The following is a 19,155-nucleotide window of genomic DNA, read 5'->3' as shown; positions in this document are numbered from 1 at the left end:
AAAGACGCCATAAGGCGTCTTTTTATTGCTCTGTATTTAGCTCAATTAAATTTCCATCAGGATCGGCAACAAAAATTTGCGCAAAACCACTTTTACTCGTTGGGTTTTCATAAATTGTTACGCCTTTTTCTTTAAACCAGCGAAGCGTTTCGTCATAACTCTTCACGCGAAAGGCAAAATGCCCTTCCCTTGAAGATAATTCATTTGTCCCGCGAAGGGTTTTCGCTTCCGGATAAACTATAAGATGAAGTTGCTGACTTCCGATTTGATACCAGGCGCCTGGAAAGCCAAAATTCGGTCGATCAATTTCCTCTAGACACAAAATTTCTCGATAAAATCTTTTGGCTCTTTCAATGTCAGTAACCGCTAAACTCACGTGGTGTATTTCTTGAACTTCAATCACTTCTACTCCTCCTTTTCCATATGAACGAATGATGGGTTTGCAGGTAGCTTAATAAGAAAAACTGTTCCTTCATGTTTCTTACTCGTTACCTCGATATGACCACCGTGTTCTTTAATTACCTTATAACTTACCATTAATCCGAGCCCCGTACCTTTTTCGGAAGTCTGGTAATAAGGCTCACCTAAGCGATTGATTAAATGGTCAGGTATTCCATCACCATGATCCTCCACTTCAATAAGAATTTCGCCATTCTCAGTTTTTAATAGTTTAGTCTTTAACTGACCACCATTTGGCATGGACTCAATTCCGTTATTGATTAAATTCATCATCACTTGTTTAATATGTGAGCGAATACATCTATACTCCACATCTATACTGCCGTAGGCCTCTACAATATTAATTTTGCGATCGGCTGCTTTTTGCGATAAATCTTCAACCAATTCAGCCAACATTTCATTTAAATTAACTACTTCGTATGACACAAATTCACGCTTTGAAAGTAAAAGAAACTCGTTAACAATCTCCTCTAGCTGCTGCATTTCAACTCCCACTACTTTTAGTAACTCTTGATTTACAGCTTCATTTCCATCAAGTAATTGGAGAAAACCTTTTACAGTCGATAACGGGTTTCGAATTTCGTGCGCAACGCTTGCAGCAAGATCACCGAGTACGTTGGTTGTCTCAGTCTTACGTAAATCTGCTTCAGCATTCTTAATCTCTGTCACCTCTCGAATGATAACAAGATGGTGATTCGGGTAAATCTCGTAACTTAGCGTAAAACTAAAATATTGCTTTTCACCTGTACTTTGACGATGTCTTTTACCTTCACCACTTCTTCCTAACATTGCAGGATTATCCCAGGTAATATCACAACCATTTTCAAGATGAGAATAATGAGTTGAAATAATGAGATCTTTATCTACTTCAAAAATTTGACAAAATGACTCATTCACATTAACTATATAGCCATTATGATCGAGAATTGCCATCCCATCTAGCGCCCGTTCAAACAGCTGTCGAAAGCGTTCTTCACTTTGTTGAAGCTCTTGGATCATTTGTTTTGTATGAGTAATATCACGATAAATCGTTAAATATAAATTGCCATATGCACTTTTTTTTGTTGTGAACTCCAATTGTTTCTTTTCACCATCAGGCATTGTAAACTGAATATCTCCACGGACCTCTCCATGTCTTTCCACTTTTTCCTGAAAAGTTTTTCCAATTGAAATATTTTTACCTTCGAGAAAATCAAATAAATGATACGTTTTTATTTCGTTAAGACTTATGTTAAATAACTTACACGCGGCAGGATTTGCATCTACAATCATTCGCTCTGGATTCCAGATTAAAATACCATCAAGAGCATTTTCAAAAATATTCGTAAGTTTATCTTCGCTTTCCGTTAACTTGTTCAAAAGAAGCTGTTCTTCTGTTACATCTCGAATGATCGATAAATTTAAATCACGGTATGCCTTATAGGTTATCGATAACTCAATGAATTTAAGCTTTCCGTTCTCAAGAATAACAGGAAGCTTTTCAATGACATAACCTTCCTCAACTAAATGTCTTCTCATTTTTTGAAACGTGCGAATTCCTTCAGGAGCGACATGGTGGCCAATTTTTTTAGAATGAATCGATTCCATATCTAATTCAAAAATCTCGGAACAAGCCTGATTAATTTCCACCAAGTTTCCATTTTGATCTGAAAGAGTCATACCATCTCGGGAATGATTAAAAATGTGATCAAGCTTTCTGCTTTTCTCCATTAGTTCGAGGTTAATATCTTGCTTTTCCAATTCAGAGCCGGCTTTAAGCATGGAAATTTTCGGATGATTTGTTTTATTAGATTCCATACGCGGTCTCCTTTTGAATAGAATGATTTAATTATAGCATTGACGCGTATAGAACTTAATGATTTACTGCTTTAAAAAACAAGAAATTCTTAAGAGTAATGATCGATGACACCTTTATCCCTTCTCTTCAGATGAATAAATACGAATGACCACTGACCCTTCTACTACTTTTGCGCTAATGAGCAATGGCTGTTGGTTATTATTGCGAAACGAAAAATCAGGACCGTACCAGCTTACCGTTGCATCTCGTCCAGGCTTTACGTACGGAACACTTCGACTGTGTGAATAACGTTCGATAATTTGAACGCCAGCTTGATCCACTGCATTAAATAGGGTGGATGACACCTGACATATCCCTCCCCCTACCCCTTCAGACAATTCCCCTTTCACTATAATCGGAGCCGGTAAGTATCCTCTTTCCTTTGTACGTTTTCCGACTGTTTGATTAAATGAGAACGTTTCACCTGGAAACACAACAGTATTGTTTATCGCTTCAGCAGCTAACACAATATTTGACGTTCGCTCTAGATTATTTTTTCTAAAATGGGTAACAAATGCACCTACTTCGTTACTTCGAATCGAAGCAAGCAGCTCTGCATTTACTCTTGGATAAAGAATGGTCACTTCTGGTTCCATCCATGTCGTCCCTTCTTGATACAACGTTTGCAGAAGTACTTCTCTAAAAATAGTACGATTTAACGCATATCCATTTACCCCATCTTTAATAACTCCTTGTGAATCGATAGAGGCGTTTATTGGAGATGTTGAAATCGACTTCTCCACTTTCTCCATCAAGTGATTTAGTTCTTCCTCCTCATAAAATGGGGATCCGAGCCATTCTGAAAAAAGCGCTTGTTTTTCAATCTGATGTGGGTTTTCTCCGTTCCGATGAATGATTATTTGTTCTTTTCCATCTCCTGCGTAGGCAAGTGATAATGCCAAAATAAGACTAAACATTTCATTTCCCCTTTCTAAACTCGATCGTAGTATGCTTCATATTCCTATTTAATAAAATCGAATAGTTCAAAATGCCTTGAGCAAAATAAGAATGATAAACAGAAACAGGGGGGAGTTAATGAAGCGGTTACTCATTTTTTCATTGTTGCTTTGCCCAATGGTCGTTTCTGAAAGCACTTTTGCAGTAGAACCCTTTTATGACCTCCTACCAATTGATAGCGAAATTACCCTCCTACCATGGGAGAAAGTAGATGAGGTCATACCACGCAAAGCCATTTTTACGATGATTGATGTTGAAAGCGGTGCTTCTTTTCAGGTTCAGAGAAGAGCTGGAAGCAAGCATGCTGATATCCAACCCTTAACAAAAGAAGATACGCGAGTGCTAAAAGAGATTTATGGAGAATGGAGTTGGAAGCGAAGAGCTGTCATTGTCTTATACGAAGGAAGAACAATAGCGGCTTCCATGAACGGTATGCCTCACGGAGCAGGGGCGCTGGATAATGGATTCAATGGACACTTCTGTCTTCACTTTCTTAACAGTACGACACATAAAACACCAACCCCTGATCCTGCTCACCGCTTAATGATCATGAAAGCGAGCGGACAATTAGACCATTTTTTATTGAACCAAACACCTGATGAATTGGTTGATAGTCTGATGCTTGCGATTAATAACACTGATGCTTCTATCCTAAAAAAAATTCTTTCTAAAAACGTCACAACAACGGATCTTAAGGTTCTGTCACGCTTGTCTTTTACAAAGTGGAAAGTTACAAAAAGTACCGAAAAACCTTTTGAGCAACTTATCAAAACAAAGGTTGAAGTTTATATTAAAGATGCCGGCGTTATTACAACGACTGTTGAGATTACAGCCAAAAAAAATCCAATATCAAATCGATGGGAGCTTGAAATACCAAGTTTATTAACAATTGCCAATCATTAAAAGGAGTGAGACACAATGGATCGATTCACTGAAACATATGAAGAATATCTAAAAAACGGTACAAATAAGATTAGCATCAAGACACCGAATGACGACGCCACCTTCATTGAGGCTGTCAGAAAAAATGATGACGGTGATCTCATTGCATTTAAAACCAATACTGGTGAAGAACTGGATTATTTACAAACACTAGAAATGGCCAAAAATGGGCAACTTTCTGGCCTTGATGTTTTCCACAAGTATGGAAGAGATATCATTCGGAGTGAGCCGGATGGGATTAAAGAAAATAATTTAGATCATTTGCCAGAGTTTTAGAGAAATTAATCAAATAAAAAAGCTGCAACTCAAAAATTGAGATGCAGCTTGTACGTTATATGTATGGTGATCCGTATTGGGCTCGAACCAACGACCTCTACCCTGTCAAGGTAGCGCTCTCCCAACTGAGCTAACGGATCATTAAGACATTTATTAATATACACGACTCCTTAAACAACTGTCAATCCTTTCTTCGGAAAATATTAGAAAAAGGGCATCCGATTGATGCCCTTTTGTTTAACCGATCCGTTCTTCTTTATCTCGCTTTTCACGCTCTTCCTTATCTAAGGCTTCTTCTCGATCACGAAGGCGGTGTGCAAGACGACTGGACGCATTTGCGGCAATACTTGCGATAAGGTCATCAAGGAAAGTATGAACACTTTCGCCTACTTTTGTATCCAACTTCTGTATAATACCGAACTTTTGTTTATCTAGGTGACCAAACGTTGTAACCGCAATGCTTCCGTAGCCAAATACGGCGCCTAGCGCAATTGTCTCATCAACGCCAAATAACCCTTCATCCGTTTCCACGATCGATTGAAGTGGTTCTGATAGTTTCCCCTGTTCAGCTAGCTTGTCCAATTCAACACCAACAAGAACAGCGTGTTGAATTTCTCGCTTCGTTAAAACGGCCTCAACACTCTCCACACAGTCATCCATGGAAAGCTCATCTACATAAGGGTATTGCATTTCATAAACAATCTCCGCAATATCCTCTATTGTAACGCCTCGTTCTTTTATCAGGGCTTTTGCTGCTGCTTCTGTCTCTCTACTATGGATGCGTTTCTTCATAATAAGACCCCTCTCTGTCAACGATAAATACTTATGTGTTAGAATCATTATATCACTAATGTTTTTTACATTGTCAAACAATCTAACAATTGCAACAATTTATAGGAGGCATCACAATGAACAGAGGTACATACAAGGATGAAACGATTTATAGTGAGTACTTAAAAGAGGAAATACCTTTTCAAGTTTATTTACCATATAACTATTCTCCCTTATACAAATACTCCTTTTTAATCGCCAATGATGGTAGCGATTACTTTAAGTTAGGACGTCTTGGGCGAACAGCGGATGAACTTATCGAAAATGATGAAATTGAAGAACTGATCATAGTGGGCATTCCTTACAAAAGTGTAGAAGATCGCTGGCGCAAATATCATCCTGATGGAGAGCAAAGTGATGACTATCTGCGTTTTCTTGCGAATGAACTCGTTCCTTATTTGGACGAAGAATATGCAACCTATCACCTAGGATATGGTCGCGGGCTTATCGGCGACTCTTTAGCTGCTACCGTTGCGCTGCGAGCTGCTCTTGATTATCCACGCACATTTGGACGTGCGATTCTTCACTCTCCCTATGTTGATGAAGCTATCATGAATCAAGTAAAAGGATTTAGAGAGCCTGAACTTCTTTCGCTGTATCACATTATTGGAAAGGAAGAAACAGAGGTTCCTACCACTGATGGCAAAACAAAGAATTTTATCGAACCAAATCGAGCGTTAAACAAGATTATTACTGAGAAAGAATTTGATTACTTCTATGATGAATTCGAAGGCGGTCATCTTTGGAAGAACTGGCAACCAGATATGAAACGCTCACTTCTACACATGTTTAAACTCTAAATGAGTCTATCGTTTCTTATTTTCGAATTTTTGGTATAATTATAAATGGAACATTATATGACTTGTCGATCAATGGCAATCGAGTATATCAACCAGGAGGGAATGGAATATGAAATACGGCATTGCAATTTTCCCATCGAAAAAACTAGCAGACGTTGCTAATTCCTTTCGAAAACGTTATGATCCGCACTATGCGCTCATTCCACCACATTTGACGCTTCGTGAGGGCTTTGAGGCAACAGAAGAAGAAATTCAGAAGTTAACACCTGTGCTACACAAAATCTCCGATGAATCTAAACCTTTTTCGATGCATGTTTATAAAGTAGGTTCTTTTAACCCCGTTAACAACGTGATCTACTTTAAAGTAAAAGACAATGAAGTACTAGATGATTTGCACAGAAAGTTGAATCCTGAAGAGGCACTTTCTGAGCGGGATTACAACTTCGTTCCTCATATTACAATCGCACAGAACCTTTCAGATGATGAGCATTCTGATGTTTATGGCAGTTTGCAAATGAAGGACGTTAACCACGAAGAAATGATCGATCGTTTCCAACTACTTTATCAGCTTGAAAACGGGATGTGGACGGTGTTCGAAACGTTCCACCTTGGTAAAGTTCGCTAATGCAGGTGAAAATTGTTGAGTCGAAGCAAGAATTGGAAGATGCTTTTCTAGTAAGACATGCTGTATTTGTTGGAGAGCAACAAGTGCCCGCTGAATTAGAAATAGACGATTATGAAAGCCAAGCTTATCACTTTGTGGCTTACGATAATAGTAAACCAACTGCTGCTGGTCGTTTTAGAGTAATCAATCAGATAGCTAAAGCTGAACGAATCTGCGTGCTAAGTAGCTATCGTAAAACAGGTCTCGGTCAACTACTCATGAAATCAATTGAAAAACATGCGAGAGAATTAGACCTTAAAGAAATAAAACTTAACGCACAAAGGACCGCAGTAGGGTTTTATGAGAAACTTGGTTACAAAACGGTATCTGGAGAATTTATAGACGCTGGAATTCCTCATGTAACAATGATAAAAACATTATGACGCTGGTCTAGCCAGTGTCTTTTTTATTTTTGCTTTTTCGATTATCCACGAGCTAAAGACTTATCCTATTCGTTTTTCTTAAATATGTACTTATCGACAAAAATTTAAAAAAACCAATTAAATCATCCTTTTTCGTGCATCCTAAAATTGATGCCAATGGAAAGGGAGATGGTGAATCTGTGGGTATAGGATCTATTACATTAGAGCTACTCGTTGGCTTTCTCGCTTTACTCATACTTACGAAGGCACTTGGCAAAACACAGATTACTCAAATCACACCTTTTGACTTTATCTCATCACTGGTACTTGGAGAACTCGTAGGAAATGCAATTTACGATAAAGAAGTCAATCTACTATCGATTATCTATGCAGTATTGTTATGGGGTGTATTGATTTATGTCGTGGAATGGATTACGCAAAAATTTAGAAGTACGAGAAACATTTTAGAGGGTAATCCTTCTATAGTAATAAATCATGGAAAAATAAATCGTCATCAACTTAAGAAAAACAAATTGGATATCAATCAACTAAAGAATTTACTTCGTCAAAAAGATGTATTTTCATTTCGAGAAGTTGAATTCGCTATACTTGAAACGAATGGCAGTATTAGCGTATTAAAGAAGTCAGATTATCAGCAGCCTGCAAAAAAAGACTTTGATCTCCAGTCTAAACAAGGTTATTTATCAGTTGATTTTATTTCAGATGGTAAAATTGACTGGGAAAACATACATGATTCAGGATTCAATGAAGAATGGTTATATAAGTTTCTTAAGGAAAATAACATCGACCACTCAGAAGATTTATTGGTATTGGAATGGCAAAAGGACGAGGGTATATTTCTACAAAAAAAAGATAAGGAGTAGATGAATGATAATCAAAACACCTCTACCTTATCAACATTATATACGTAAGTTGTTACCCAATAACTGGATAGCAATGAACGACGTTGAAATAAGTTAAGTCATTTCGAAATAGAGACAACTCCACGCTCTGTTTATTAACTATTTATTCCATTTAACTAGTTTCGGGGTAGGATCAAGAATACTCTCATACTGTTCTCTTCTACCATATACAGCATTTGGATCTAGTTTCTTATATCGATTGTATTTCTCTGCTCGAAGGTCTTTTGTTGACCAACCCAAATGTTTAATTCTTAATTGAGATATGCTATTTGGAAGTTGAAAAATATTCTCAGGATACCTTCCACAATGCTGTTTCTGCTCTTTCCATTTATACGTAAAATTGGTTTTGTATCTTAGTAAAAATGGACGATAAAGTTGGTGAGATTTCCACTGTTCATCTTCTCGATAGTTGCTTTCATCCCACATATCATAAATCCGAAATGAATAAAGATCAAAGTCTTCTTGATTTGTTAGTGCTCGGAGTTGGGAAGCGATACCTTCTTCAAACATCTCATCAGCATCCATGTTTAATATCCAGTCGGGGTTTGTTTCAATTGTTTTCTCCCATTGTTGTTTACGAAGCGTGATTTCATTGGAAAATTTTGATTCAAAGTTACTAATGATTGTTAGTGGAATGTTTTTTAGAATTTCTTTGCAAATGGCTACTGAATTGTCAGTGCTCCCATCGTCGATGATGACAGCCGCATCAATATAATCACTATGTTTTCTCAATACTTTTTCTAAGTATTTTTTCTCTTCGTTTTTAATAATCATGGACAACGTTATTCGTGGTTTTTGAGAAGCAGCCACTTTCTTATCCGTTACAGGCATTTCAATCACGTCTTCCTCCAAGTAATCATTAACACCTTCAAGGTCCGATTGCCGATAAAGGTGATAAGGAGGATAATGAGTGTCCGCCCATAAAGAAACACCCAGGGCACCCGCTCGAATACAAAAATGACGATCCTCTCCCCAAAATGTTAAATTCGGGATCTTTTTGAAACACACCCCTTTTTCAAGCGCATTCCTTGAAATCAATGTACATGCACCAAGCCCGCCCACTTCATAAACACCTGGTTGCCTTAATTGATTGATGAAATCATGATATCGCTGTGCTTCTTCTGAATCGTTTAACTCTTCGCCAGGTTTTATTTCAAATTGAGTATACTCGTCACTCAGCCATACTTGAGGTTGTTCCATCGCTTCAGGCTGCCATCTTGTCCAGAATACCTCAGATATAATATCTTTCTTCTGTGCAACTAAATGTTGAATTGTTTCCTTTTGTAAGACAAGGTCTGAATCTACTAGAAATATATAATCAAAGTCATGTTCTTTTGCATGTTCAATCATTGAATCCTTAAATTGAGCTACCTTCCATACGAGGCTCTCATTCCAATAATGAGTCATCTGGTTTTTTCGGTATTCTTCTTCAGAATCAATATCATTAATCGTCACTTCCTGCATTTCCTTTTGAAAATCTTTTAGCAATAACGTTGACTTCTTATCCTGATTGTCGTTAATAAAATAATAATAAAATGATAACCCTTCTTGATTAAGGCGTTTCAATGACTTCAGAAAACACCTTAGAATCTCAGGATCTTGCCGAATCGGGCTTGCTATTAAAACCTTTTTCTTAACTGAAAGAAGCCTTTTCTCAAGATACTGTTTATTCTGCAGATATTTAGAGTCACCTGGTCTAGTAACTCCTGCAATTTCATTAAAGTAATAAGCCGTTTCATAATCTCCTAGAACATCATAACAAACACAAAGTTGAATATAGGGAATCCAATTTGAATAGACACGTTTTTGGATACCTAAATTGTCTTCTTGAACAGCTGTTTCCGTAGCTAATTTATACCAAAATATAGCTGGTTGATAATCCTTCTTTTCAAAAAAATAATTGGCTACCTTACAGCAAAATTCAGGTCTTGGTGTAGTATAAGAAAAGGAATGAAGGATGGAGCGCAAGCTGTTTGCCTGGTTACCAAGGGCTGCATAACAATCAGCAAGTTTTGCACACGCGGCTATATTGTCTTCAATCCATCCTTCTTGCCCTTCCAAAAACTTTTCATAATACTCAATTGCCGTTTCGAATTCGCTATGGTCTTTAAGCTCATTAGCAAAATAATACATATCCCTCGGACTAAATTGTTCTCCACGTTCTAGCCTTTCTTTATAGATACTTAGGTTTCTTGTTGCATCGTGATAGACGGGATTATGAAGAACAGCAATGTCGCTGTTGATTATTTTACCACCAACTTCTAAATACTCATGAACTGCTCCGATCCACTTGAAGTGACGCTCTCGCCTTACTAGACGATTTCGCATCAAGCTAGAAGTCACATTCCCAAATTCATCCACGGAAAGGTTGTAATGCATCCTTACTGAATCGACAGAGGGATCGAGAGCGTTCTTCAACTCCTTTAATTTTTGACGGTCTTCTTCTAAAAAGACATCGTCAGCATCAAGCCACAGAATATAATCCATTGTAGCTTTAGAAAAAGCAAAATTACGAGCCTTCGCAAAATCATTCACCCATTTAAAATCATAAATATTTGCTTGATAACTGTTAGCAATTTCCTTTGTCTTGTCATCCGATCCTGTATCGATAATATTAATCTCATCAACAATGTCATGAATCGAATGAAGACATGTCCCTAATACAGCTTCCTCATTTTTTACAATTAAGCATAAACTGATTGAAACCAAATCTCATTCCTCCTAAGAATTAGTATAATTTATTTATTTCAACTGCTTTATAGTGAAACGTATTACGAAACCCCACATTCATTAGAAAAATAACAGGACTCCCATGGCTAACAAAGTATGCAGTAAAGATTTAAACACAACCATGGGAGATCCCGTTCTAGAAAGTTTATACAAGTATTAGAGAACTGCTATTTTTTACTTCACCAACTTTCAGTGAGTAAAAACGTAGCCGTTACTGTTGCTGTACCTCCCACCAAATTCACTGCTGCCAGCGTAACAATTTCATCCGTTGGGAGAGTGAAGTCAATTAATTCATCAATGCCGACTACTCTGCTAAAACCACCGCCTGAAGTTGCTCCTTGAAAAACTACTTCCCCCGGTGTATACGTTGTCGCCGTATTATTCACCTCTAAAGCCGTCTCGGTATTTGGTATATTCGTATTAGCAGTAGGGAAATTGCCAAATGCACCGTTAATTGTGCCGCCGATCAAGACCTGGTAAGCAACATCTAAAGAAGAAATAACCTGAATTCCTTCCAGACTAATTTGAACAGAATTGGCTCTTCCTGAACCTGCAGGGAACACTGATTTTCTCCTAAAAGAAATGAGTGGTGTCAACGTTGCTCCAATCCCGCTAACGGTTCTTCTCTCAGAAGTAACCCTGTATGTGGGATTATATCTCCCTACAATCCCATATTGTCTCCCACCTACAAAAACGGAAAGTGCTGAGGCAGTGCCATCGTTATCGACTTGTGCCCTAAGTGGAAGATTGGGATCAATAAAACTGGTTTCTCCAGTTGGCGCATATCTGTGAACCGTAATTACTTCCTGTGCAAGGGTGGTAGGATTTGGCAATACGACTCTAAATTCGATAACTCCATATCCATACCAAGTAAAAAGAATTTGAAAGATATTCCCTTCACTTAACGTAAGGGTTGCTCCACTAGGACCGCTTCCATCTAATGGATCAACATTCCAGGATGATTGATTAATAACCGTGTCGACTCCACCTCTTCTAACAGCTACAAAGGTATCTGTTGCATTCCGACCAAAGTAACCCCCGTTCTGATCATCAAACAACCCCCACCTCGTAACTTGTGTACCTGTTGGAAGACTGGGGAGACGGATTCCTATCCCCGCCTCACCAGCATACCCCGGTTCATACCTTCCTCTTAATGCACTATCCAGTGTAGCCGCGTCAGTGCCGCCTGTAGAAGTACTGACGCTATATTCAGTAGCATCATTTGTAACGGTTCCCCCACCAGTCGTAGTTACAATATCTCGTAAAGCAGAAACACCATAAGTGGATGTCAACTCTACAATTGGTGTTCTTTCAGCAGTTCGAAGCTCATTAAATTGTGAACTAACATTTGGGCCAATATTAGTAATATTTATATCTGCCAAAATCAACCCTCCCTTCTCTGCAAGTTCTCACCATTCTTCAGTTACTCTGAACGTACCAACTACGGAACCACTTCCGGAAAATGTTGCAACGGCTAGTGTCACAAATTCGGTGTCAGGGAGTTCGAAATCCAACAAGGATGCAGATGCCAGTACTCGATTGTTAAAAAAGCTAGAAGCTGCAAGACCCTGTAAAATTACCTGCCCGCCCGTTAAAGTAGTGGATGTAGTATTTACAAGTAATGCCGTTTCGGAGTTTGGAATATTCGTCGTTGCAGTTGGAAAGGTGACAAAGGACCCATTCAGAGTTCCACCGAGTAAAACTTGATAATAAATATCAGCACTTGTAACTAGATCAATCCCCTCTAGAGTTACGCTTACTGAGTTAGGTCTACCTGACCCTGTAGGAAATTCAGTCTTACGTTGAAAAGAAATAACTGGTGTTAATGTTGTTGTTGCTGTGATCGTTCGTCGTTCAGATGTGATTCTAAATGTCGGGTTGTAGTTCCCTATAATTGAATACTGCCTGCCTCCAACAAATACCTGCAGCGCACTTGCAGTTCCATCATTATTAATCTCGGCTCGTAAAGGTAAGTTAGGATCAGCAAGACTCGTTTCTCCACTTGGAGCATAACGATTAACGGTTATAACTTCTTGTGCAAGAGTAGTTGGGTTTGGAATCACAACTCGAAACTCAATGACACCATAGCCATACCATGTGAAATCTATTTGGAATATATTACCTTTAGATAAATCCAAGGTCGCTCCACTTGGACCTGTTCCGTCGAGTGGATCAACATTCCAAGAAGCTTGCGGAATAACCGTATCTACACCGGCTCTCCTAATCGCTACAAACGATGAAGTATTATCCACTCCGAAGAAAACACCATTTTCATCATCAAACAATCCCCACCTTACAACTTGAGTGCCTGTTGGTAGATCAGGAAGGCGGACACCAATACCTGCCTCTCCAGAGTAGCCAGATTGATACCTACCTTTTTCCGCACTAGACAATATTGCAGAATCAGCTCCACTGGCTGTGGTGGTTAAAACAAACTCAGTATCATTACTTGAAACGGTTGCACTACCAGTAGTTGAAACAATATCTCGTAAATCAGATAGACCGTAGACGGAAGTCAATTCAATAATAGGCGTTTTGGCAGCCGTTCTTAATTCACTAAATTGTGAACTGACATTTGGACCTACATTTGCAATCGTAACGGTTGGATCTACAGTTCCGGTAGGACCCGTTGCTCCCGTTGCACCCGTGGCTCCTGTTGCTCCGGTTGCTCCCGTGGCTCCGGTTGCTCCGGTTGCCCCGGTTTCTCCTGTTGCTCCCGTTGCACCCGTGGCTCCTGTTGCTCCCGTTGCTCCGGTTGCTCCCGTTGCTCCTGTTTCTCCCGTTGCTCCGGTTGCCCCGGTTTCTCCTGTTGCTCCTGTTGCCCCCGTTGCTCCTGTTTCTCCCGTTGCTCCGGTTGCACCCGTTGCTCCTGTTGCTCCTGTTGCACCCGTTGCTCCTGTTTCTCCTGTTGCACCCGTTGCTCCGGTTGCCCCGGTTTCTCCCGTGGCTCCGGTTGCTCCCGTGGCTCCTGTTTCTCCCGTTGCTCCTGTTTCTCCCGTTGCTCCGGTTGCTCCGGTTGCCCCGGTTTCTCCTGTTGCTCCCGTGGCTCCTGTTTCTCCCGTTGCTCCTGTTTCTCCCGTTGCTCCGGTTGCTCCGGTTGCCCCGGTTTCTCCTGTTGCTCCCGTGGCTCCCGTTGCTCCTGTTTCTCCCGTTGCTCCGGTTGCACCCGTTGCTCCTGTTGCTCCTGTTGCACCCGTTGCTCCTGTTTCTCCTGTTGCACCCGTTGCTCCGGTTGCACCTGTTTCTCCCGTTGCCCCCGTGGCTCCGGTTTCTCCTGTTGCTCCCGTCGCACCTGTTTCTCCCGTTGCTCCGGTTGCCCCGGTTTCTCCCGTGGCTCCGGTTGCTCCCGTTTCTCCTGTTTCTCCCGTTGCTCCTGTTTCTCCCGTTGCTCCGGTTGCTCCGGTTGCCCCGGTTTCTCCTGTTGCTCCTGTTGCCCCCGTTGCTCCTGTTTCTCCCGTTGCTCCGGTTGCACCCGTTGCTCCTGTTGCTCCTGTTGCACCCGTTGCTCCTGTTTCTCCTGTTGCACCCGTTGCTCCGGTTGCCCCGGTTTCTCCCGTGGCTCCGGTTGCTCCCGTGGCTCCTGTTTCTCCCGTTGCTCCTGTTTCTCCCGTTGCTCCGGTTGCTCCGGTTGCCCCGGTTTCTCCTGTTGCTCCCGTGGCTCCTGTTTCTCCCGTTGCTCCTGTTTCTCCCGTTGCTCCGGTTGCTCCGGTTGCCCCGGTTTCTCCTGTTGCTCCCGTGGCTCCCGTTGCTCCTGTTTCTCCCGTTGCTCCGGTTGCACCCGTTGCTCCTGTTGCTCCTGTTGCACCCGTTGCTCCTGTTTCTCCTGTTGCACCCGTTGCTCCGGTTGCACCTGTTTCTCCCGTTGCCCCCGTGGCTCCGGTTTCTCCTGTTGCTCCCGTCGCACCTGTTTCTCCCGTTGCTCCTGTTTCTCCCGTTGCTCCGGTTGCTCCGGTTGCCCCGGTTTCTCCTGTTGCTCCTGTTGCCCCCGTTGCTCCTGTTTCTCCCGTTGCTCCTGTTTCTCCCGTTGCTCCGGTTGCTCCCGTTGCTCCTGTTTCTCCCGTTGCTCCGGTTGCCCCGGTTTCTCCTGTTGCTCCCGTTGCTCCCGTGGCTCCCGTTGCACCTGTTTCTCCTGTTGCTCCCGTTGCTCCGGTTGCCCCGGTTTCTCCCGTGGCTCCGGTTGCTCCCGTTGCTCCTGTTTCTCCCGTTGCTCCTGTTTCTCCCGTTGCTCCGGTTGCTCCGGTTGCCCCGGTTTCTCCCGTGGCTCCGGTTGCTCCCGTTGCTCCTGTTTCTCCCGTTGCTCCTGTTTCTCCCGTTGCTCCGGTTGCCCCGGTTTCTCCTGTTGCTCCCGTTGCTCCCGTGGCTCCCGTTGCACCTGTTTCTCCTGTTGCTCCCGTTGCTCCGGTTGCCCCGGTTTCTCCCGTGGCTCCGGTTGCTCCCGTTGCTCCTGTTTCTCCCGTTGCTCCTGTTTCTCCCGTTGCTCCGGTTGCCCCGGTTTCTCCCGTGGCTCCGGTTGCTCCCGTTGCTCCTGTTTCTCCCGTTGCACCCGTGGCTCCAGTTGCCCCGGTTTCTCCTGTTGCACCTGTTGCTCCGGTTGCCCCGGTTTCTCCGGTTTCTCCTGTTTCTCCCGTTGCCCCGGTTTCTCCTGTTGCACCCGTGGCTCCAGTTGCACCCGTGGCTCCAGTTGCACCCGTGGCTCCGGTGGCTCCTGTCGATCCTGTGGCTCCTGTAGCCCCTGTAAATCCAGTTGCTCCTGTGGCCCCTGTCGATCCTGTGGCTCCTGTCGATCCTGTGGCTCCTGTGGCTCCTGTGGCTCCGGTGGCTCCTGTGACGCCATTCAATTGCGCCCCTAACAATTCCGAAGAAACCAAACGGTGGGCAGTGACCAATTGACCTGCCGCGTTTTTACCCCAGGCAGATACTTCAATATTGGTTTCAGCCGCTCCACTTGTCGTAAAGCTATACTCAAATGCATCAAAGTTAGCCACGAAAGTTTTAGTTATGGCTTGATTCGGTGCAATACTGAACAATTCTTGAACATACAAAGTTCTAGTGTTACTTAATATATATCCTTCAATTAAGACTGTTCCGCTCAACGTTGAACTTCGATTTGTTATTTTCGCTGAAAACTGCTGTGTTGCTCGAGCGCCATTTACAGAATTGTTTTCGATTGGTCCAGTATATAATGTTGCCATTTTACCCCCCCCTTTTTCCCCTTTAAAGCTTCACTCCAACCGTTTGTTAAGGAAAGTAAAATTGCGTTGTTTAATCACCTTTCAATTCTGATAGGACAAGTCTATGTGCTGGTTGCAATGTGCCATTCGCCTTTCCCCAAACTGATATTCCTGTTTGAGTCATGGCAAGACCAGTTATATTAAACGAAAATTGATAACCATCAAGATCTGCAAAATAAGTCTTTGAAACGACACCATTCACAGGAATGGTTATTAGTTCTAAGACATACACAGTCTGAGTTCCGTTTAAATTCTTTCCAACAATTTCTACTGTAGAGGTATTGACAGAACTACGATTCGAAATCTTAATTGTCACCTGTTGCGTTGTCCTGATACCATTAGTGGGTTTATTTTCAATTGGCCCAGTCGTCAATGTAACCAACCTTTCACCTCCTTATCCCATACAATTCAACCTCTTTAATAACCTCAATCGATCCACATTCCCTTTATGAAGTGTTTCATTACTAAGTTAAATCTCAAACACTATATGTTGATCCCTTTCAAATAAGAAAGGATTTTTAAAAACTTACACACATCACATTGAGATTTCCACTTTTTTAAAAATCGTAAATTATAGTGTTGTTTTCATATTTAAATTTACGCTAAGCTATATAGGATTGTTTTAATTCCTATTAAGCTAGAACCCGAGGTTACAAAATAATAATTTGAAGAAGTGTCCAATACAAGCGGCCCATTCCAGGTGATCGTATCGAACTGTGTATCGTAGATTCCGACTGGCGGTACATCCGAAATCGCAGATGTAACGGTTACATCGCCACGAATCCAGGAATCTACTATATTGGAATATCCCGTAAAATTCATTGTTCCGTCTACCCTCGTGTCGACCATACGATTAATTCTCATACCCGGTTTATCAACAATATTGATTCTACTGTGATAAATATAGGTATTTAGTTGCCCCAGTGCAGGATTTACTAAATCCCCTATGATACTTCCTTGAACTCTTGCATTTAATATTTGAAATTCAATCGTATTGAATGGATCTGGAAGATAAACATTCTCAAATATTACGTCACCGCTAATAATTGCACCATCTGTATAGTTAGTATGGGTACTCACTGAGGTACCATTATCTAACGTTCCGATAACTGTAACAGGTCGCGCCTGGAAAGCTGGACCTTGAGAGTTATAAGAATTTTCTAGGTTAGAATCGGTTTGAATCGTAATATTCCTAGAAACAGAAGAATTAAAAAATGCTAAATCGCCACTTCCAAGTACCCACGGGCCAAGACCAAGCAATTGCACATGTCTGGCAGGAGGTATTACGATATCTTCATTAAATACTGAATTAGCTGCAATTAAAATAACTAATCGAGCTCTCATGCCAAATGTTGTGGCGAAAACACTGCTTGTTGCAGCATTAACAGCAGCTTGCAACGAATTAAATGGGTCTGAAGGTGTACCGTCTCCTGGGCCAGTTGCACTGGAGTCCGCCCAAATAACGGTCTCTTCACCCCACTGAAATACTCCTGGGCCGGTTGCTCCGGTCTCCCCAGTGGCTCCAGTTGCACCGGTCTCCCCGGTCGCTCCAGTTACTCCCGTTGCACCGATCTCCCCGGTGGCTCCAGTTGCTCCCGTTGCACCGATCTCCCCGGTGGCTCCAGTTGCTCCCGTTGCTCCAGTCTCCCCGGTGGCTCCCGTTGCTCCAGTTGCACCGATCTCCCCGGTGGCTCCCGTTGCTCCAGTTGCACCGGTCTCCCCGGTCGCTCCCGTTGCTCCAGTTGCACCGGTCTCCCCGGTCGCTCCCGTTGCTCCAGTTGCCCCTGTTACTCCTTCTATTTGAGCTCCTAATAATTCGGATGACACTAATCGATGGGCTGAAACCAATTGACCTTCAACATTTTTCCCCCAGCAGATACATCAATGACATTCTCAGCCGCTCCACCTGTAATGAATATAAACTCAAAGGCATTAAAATTCGCCACAAATGTCTTAGTAATTACTTGGTTCGGAGCAATACTAAATAATTCTTGAACATATATAGTTCTCGTACTGCTTAAAATATATCCCTCTATGGAAACAGTTCCATACATTGTTGTACTACGATTTGTTATTTTTACCGAAAACTGTTGGGTAGTTCTACTGCCATTTACAGGAGCATTATCGATTGGGCCAGTATACAATAATGGCATTTTACTCCTCCTTTTTTTACGATCATTAATTTAAAAATAAAAAAGAGTAAAAGGCTATTTAATTAATTGTCAATTCAGATAGAACAAGTCTATGGGCTCATTGGATCACTCCATCCGAGTTTCCCCAAACAGATATTCTTGTTTGAGAAAGTGCGAGACCTGAAATATGAATTGACAACTGGAATCCATCTAGTTCAGCATAATAATCCTTTGAAACCACACTGATCAATTCTGATTAGCAGTATTAGGTTCGTTCCCACTATTTCTACCGTGCTGGTATTAACATCACTACTATTAACGATCATAATCATCACCCGCTTAGAAGTCCTAAACCATTTTGCAATGAATTTTTAATCGGACCAGTGGTTAATCGTAGCACCTTCTCTCCCTTCTCTTGTGTTCAGTGTTATCCACTTTTATTGACTGTTAATGTCACTACTTTGACGTTATATCCTCAAACAATATATGATTAATCAAGTTTTATATGAGAAAAATTTAAAACAATGCTTCAGTTTTCATTTCATTATTTACATAGATGCAATGATTCTTTCGTATCAAACTAGACTTCATCTGTTCAATATGTAGCCTCAAATGGAATAAGCTAACAACTAACTAATGGCGCATATATTCAGACACATAAAAAGAGCAGATAATATCTGCTCTTAAAACCAAGAAAAACCTTCATTTCCTTTATCCTCTTCTTTGTATCTATCTTCTTTATCTTCCACTTCATTGTTCTTTCGGTGATTAAAAAACCCCCATGGGTCTCTTCTTTCTTCTCTTCTTTCTTCTCGTCTTTCTTCCCTGTGCTTTTCCTCTTTATGATGATGCTCTCTTTCATCTTTAATGATCACTTCGTCTGCTTTTACTATTAACTTATTAACATGGATAACTTGCGGCTTTCTTTTCTTTTCTGACATTTGATGCCCTCCCTTTTTACTCCTAATACGTAGTATTCTATGCAAACATCCCATATTAGGTTTGGGCATC

General features: G+C 41.4%; 17 protein-coding genes and 1 tRNA gene. 6 read left to right on the top strand and 12 right to left on the bottom strand.

The genetic code is table 11. From position 1 onward, the window contains the following. Positions 1-22 precede the first annotated feature (22 nt). The 3 genes from ATG70_RS04695 to ATG70_RS04685 all read right to left on the bottom strand — a co-directional run bounded on the left by ATG70_RS04695 (position 23) and on the right by ATG70_RS04685 (position 3,213). A complete protein-coding gene (locus ATG70_RS04695; RefSeq protein WP_098443205.1) occupies positions 23-403 on the bottom strand; it encodes a VOC family protein in 381 nt (126 codons plus the stop codon). 2 nt (positions 404-405) lie between these two features. Next, entirely contained in the window at positions 406-2,256 is a 1,851-nt protein-coding gene (locus ATG70_RS04690; RefSeq protein WP_098443204.1) for a PAS domain-containing sensor histidine kinase, read from the bottom strand. Between the two features lie 114 nt (positions 2,257-2,370). Further along, the gene (locus ATG70_RS04685) at positions 2,371-3,213 is read right to left on the bottom strand and encodes a VanW family protein (protein ID WP_098443203.1); all 843 of its coding nucleotides are present in this window, start codon (positions 3,211-3,213) and stop codon (positions 2,371-2,373) included. Between the two features lie 118 nt (positions 3,214-3,331). Between ATG70_RS04685 and ATG70_RS04680 the strand changes: the two genes are divergently transcribed. Together ATG70_RS04680 and ATG70_RS04675 are read left to right on the top strand one after the other, a co-directional pair. Then, complete coding sequence (locus ATG70_RS04680; protein WP_098443202.1) at positions 3,332-4,156, top strand: hypothetical protein; 825 nt, start codon at positions 3,332-3,334, stop codon at positions 4,154-4,156. A 15-nt stretch (positions 4,157-4,171) separates the two neighbouring features. Further along, entirely contained in the window at positions 4,172-4,471 is a 300-nt protein-coding gene (locus tag ATG70_RS04675; RefSeq protein WP_098443201.1) for a DUF3892 domain-containing protein, read from the top strand. A 64-nt stretch (positions 4,472-4,535) separates the two neighbouring features. On the opposite strand, the gene ATG70_RS04670 is transcribed toward ATG70_RS04675, so the two are convergent. Beyond that, positions 4,536-4,611, bottom strand: a tRNA-Val gene (locus ATG70_RS04670). Between the two features lie 97 nt (positions 4,612-4,708). Further along, entirely contained in the window at positions 4,709-5,263 is a 555-nt protein-coding gene (locus tag ATG70_RS04665) for a phosphatidylglycerophosphatase A family protein (protein WP_098443200.1), read from the bottom strand. Positions 5,264-5,379: 116 nt separating this feature from the next. Between ATG70_RS04665 and ATG70_RS04660 the strand changes: the two genes are divergently transcribed. From ATG70_RS04660 to ATG70_RS04645, 4 genes are all read left to right on the top strand, one after another. Further along, a complete protein-coding gene (locus ATG70_RS04660) occupies positions 5,380-6,102 on the top strand; it encodes an alpha/beta hydrolase (RefSeq protein ID WP_098443199.1) in 723 nt (240 codons plus the stop codon). 109 nt (positions 6,103-6,211) lie between these two features. Beyond that, a complete protein-coding gene (locus ATG70_RS04655; protein WP_098443198.1) occupies positions 6,212-6,727 on the top strand; it encodes a YjcG family protein in 516 nt (171 codons plus the stop codon). After that, positions 6,727-7,149: a GNAT family N-acetyltransferase gene (locus tag ATG70_RS04650; RefSeq protein ID WP_098443197.1), complete on the top strand. Its 423-nt coding sequence runs from the start codon at positions 6,727-6,729 to the stop codon at positions 7,147-7,149. The genes ATG70_RS04655 and ATG70_RS04650 overlap by 1 nt, the downstream gene beginning before the upstream one ends. Before the next feature lie 179 nt (positions 7,150-7,328). Further along, positions 7,329-8,012 carry a DUF421 domain-containing protein gene (locus ATG70_RS04645; RefSeq protein ID WP_098443196.1) on the top strand — a complete coding sequence of 228 codons (684 nt, stop codon included), beginning with the start codon at positions 7,329-7,331 and terminating at the stop codon, positions 8,010-8,012. A gap of 138 nt (positions 8,013-8,150) precedes the next feature. Here the strand turns inward: ATG70_RS04645 and ATG70_RS22910 are convergent, their stop codons facing one another. The 7 genes from ATG70_RS22910 to ATG70_RS04610 all read right to left on the bottom strand — a co-directional run bounded on the left by ATG70_RS22910 (position 8,151) and on the right by ATG70_RS04610 (position 19,085). Then, on the bottom strand, positions 8,151-10,760 hold the full coding sequence (locus tag ATG70_RS22910; protein WP_098443195.1) for a glycosyltransferase family 2 protein: 2,610 nt from the start codon (positions 10,758-10,760) through the stop codon (positions 8,151-8,153). A 200-nt stretch (positions 10,761-10,960) separates the two neighbouring features. Beyond that, entirely contained in the window at positions 10,961-12,163 is a 1,203-nt protein-coding gene (locus ATG70_RS04635) for a hypothetical protein (RefSeq protein ID WP_098443194.1), read from the bottom strand. Between the two features lie 27 nt (positions 12,164-12,190). Continuing rightward, positions 12,191-15,973: a hypothetical protein gene (locus ATG70_RS22905; RefSeq protein WP_218925488.1), complete on the bottom strand. Its 3,783-nt coding sequence runs from the start codon at positions 15,971-15,973 to the stop codon at positions 12,191-12,193. Positions 15,974-16,043: 70 nt separating this feature from the next. Further along, on the bottom strand, positions 16,044-16,394 hold the full coding sequence (locus tag ATG70_RS04625) for a hypothetical protein (protein ID WP_098443193.1): 351 nt from the start codon (positions 16,392-16,394) through the stop codon (positions 16,044-16,046). A gap of 215 nt (positions 16,395-16,609) precedes the next feature. Next, the gene (locus ATG70_RS22360) at positions 16,610-17,860 is read right to left on the bottom strand and encodes a hypothetical protein (protein WP_218925487.1); all 1,251 of its coding nucleotides are present in this window, start codon (positions 17,858-17,860) and stop codon (positions 16,610-16,612) included. After that, positions 17,839-18,165 (bottom strand): hypothetical protein, encoded by a 327-nt coding sequence (locus ATG70_RS22660; RefSeq protein WP_098443192.1) that lies wholly within the window; start codon positions 18,163-18,165, stop codon positions 17,839-17,841. The genes ATG70_RS22360 and ATG70_RS22660 overlap by 22 nt, the downstream gene beginning before the upstream one ends. A gap of 662 nt (positions 18,166-18,827) precedes the next feature. Next, positions 18,828-19,085, bottom strand: a complete 258-nt coding sequence (locus tag ATG70_RS04610) for a hypothetical protein (RefSeq protein WP_098443191.1) — start codon at positions 19,083-19,085, stop codon at positions 18,828-18,830. Positions 19,086-19,155: the final 70 nt, after the last annotated feature.

Origin of the sequence: Bacillus sp. es.036, from assembly GCF_002563635.1 — a bacterium.
Taxonomy (GTDB): domain Bacteria; phylum Bacillota; class Bacilli; order Bacillales; family Guptibacillaceae; genus Guptibacillus.
Note: the sequence above shows the minus strand (reverse complement) of the source record. Positions and strands in the feature narration are given on the sequence as shown.

Bases quoted from the DNA above. Each gene is read 5' to 3' on its own strand.
- ATG70_RS04690 (WP_098443204.1), bottom strand. From the start codon at position 2,256: ATGGAATCTAATAAAACAAATCATCCGAAAATTTCCATGCTTAAAGCC.
- ATG70_RS04685 (WP_098443203.1), bottom strand. From the start codon at position 3,213: ATGTTTAGTCTTATTTTGGCATTATCACTTGCCTACGCAGGAGATGGA.
- ATG70_RS04680 (WP_098443202.1), top strand. From the start codon at position 3,332: ATGAAGCGGTTACTCATTTTTTCATTGTTGCTTTGCCCAATGGTCGTT.
- ATG70_RS04675 (WP_098443201.1), top strand. From the start codon at position 4,172: ATGGATCGATTCACTGAAACATATGAAGAATATCTAAAAAACGGTACA.
- ATG70_RS04665 (WP_098443200.1), bottom strand. From the start codon at position 5,263: ATGAAGAAACGCATCCATAGTAGAGAGACAGAAGCAGCAGCAAAAGCC.
- ATG70_RS04660 (WP_098443199.1), top strand. From the start codon at position 5,380: ATGAACAGAGGTACATACAAGGATGAAACGATTTATAGTGAGTACTTA.
- ATG70_RS04655 (WP_098443198.1), top strand. From the start codon at position 6,212: ATGAAATACGGCATTGCAATTTTCCCATCGAAAAAACTAGCAGACGTT.
- ATG70_RS04650 (WP_098443197.1), top strand. From the start codon at position 6,727: ATGCAGGTGAAAATTGTTGAGTCGAAGCAAGAATTGGAAGATGCTTTT.
- ATG70_RS22905 (WP_218925488.1), bottom strand. From the start codon at position 15,973: ATGGCAACATTATATACTGGACCAATCGAAAACAATTCTGTAAATGGC.
- ATG70_RS22660 (WP_098443192.1), bottom strand. From the start codon at position 18,165: ATGCCATTATTGTATACTGGCCCAATCGATAATGCTCCTGTAAATGGC.
- ATG70_RS04610 (WP_098443191.1), bottom strand. From the start codon at position 19,085: ATGTCAGAAAAGAAAAGAAAGCCGCAAGTTATCCATGTTAATAAGTTA.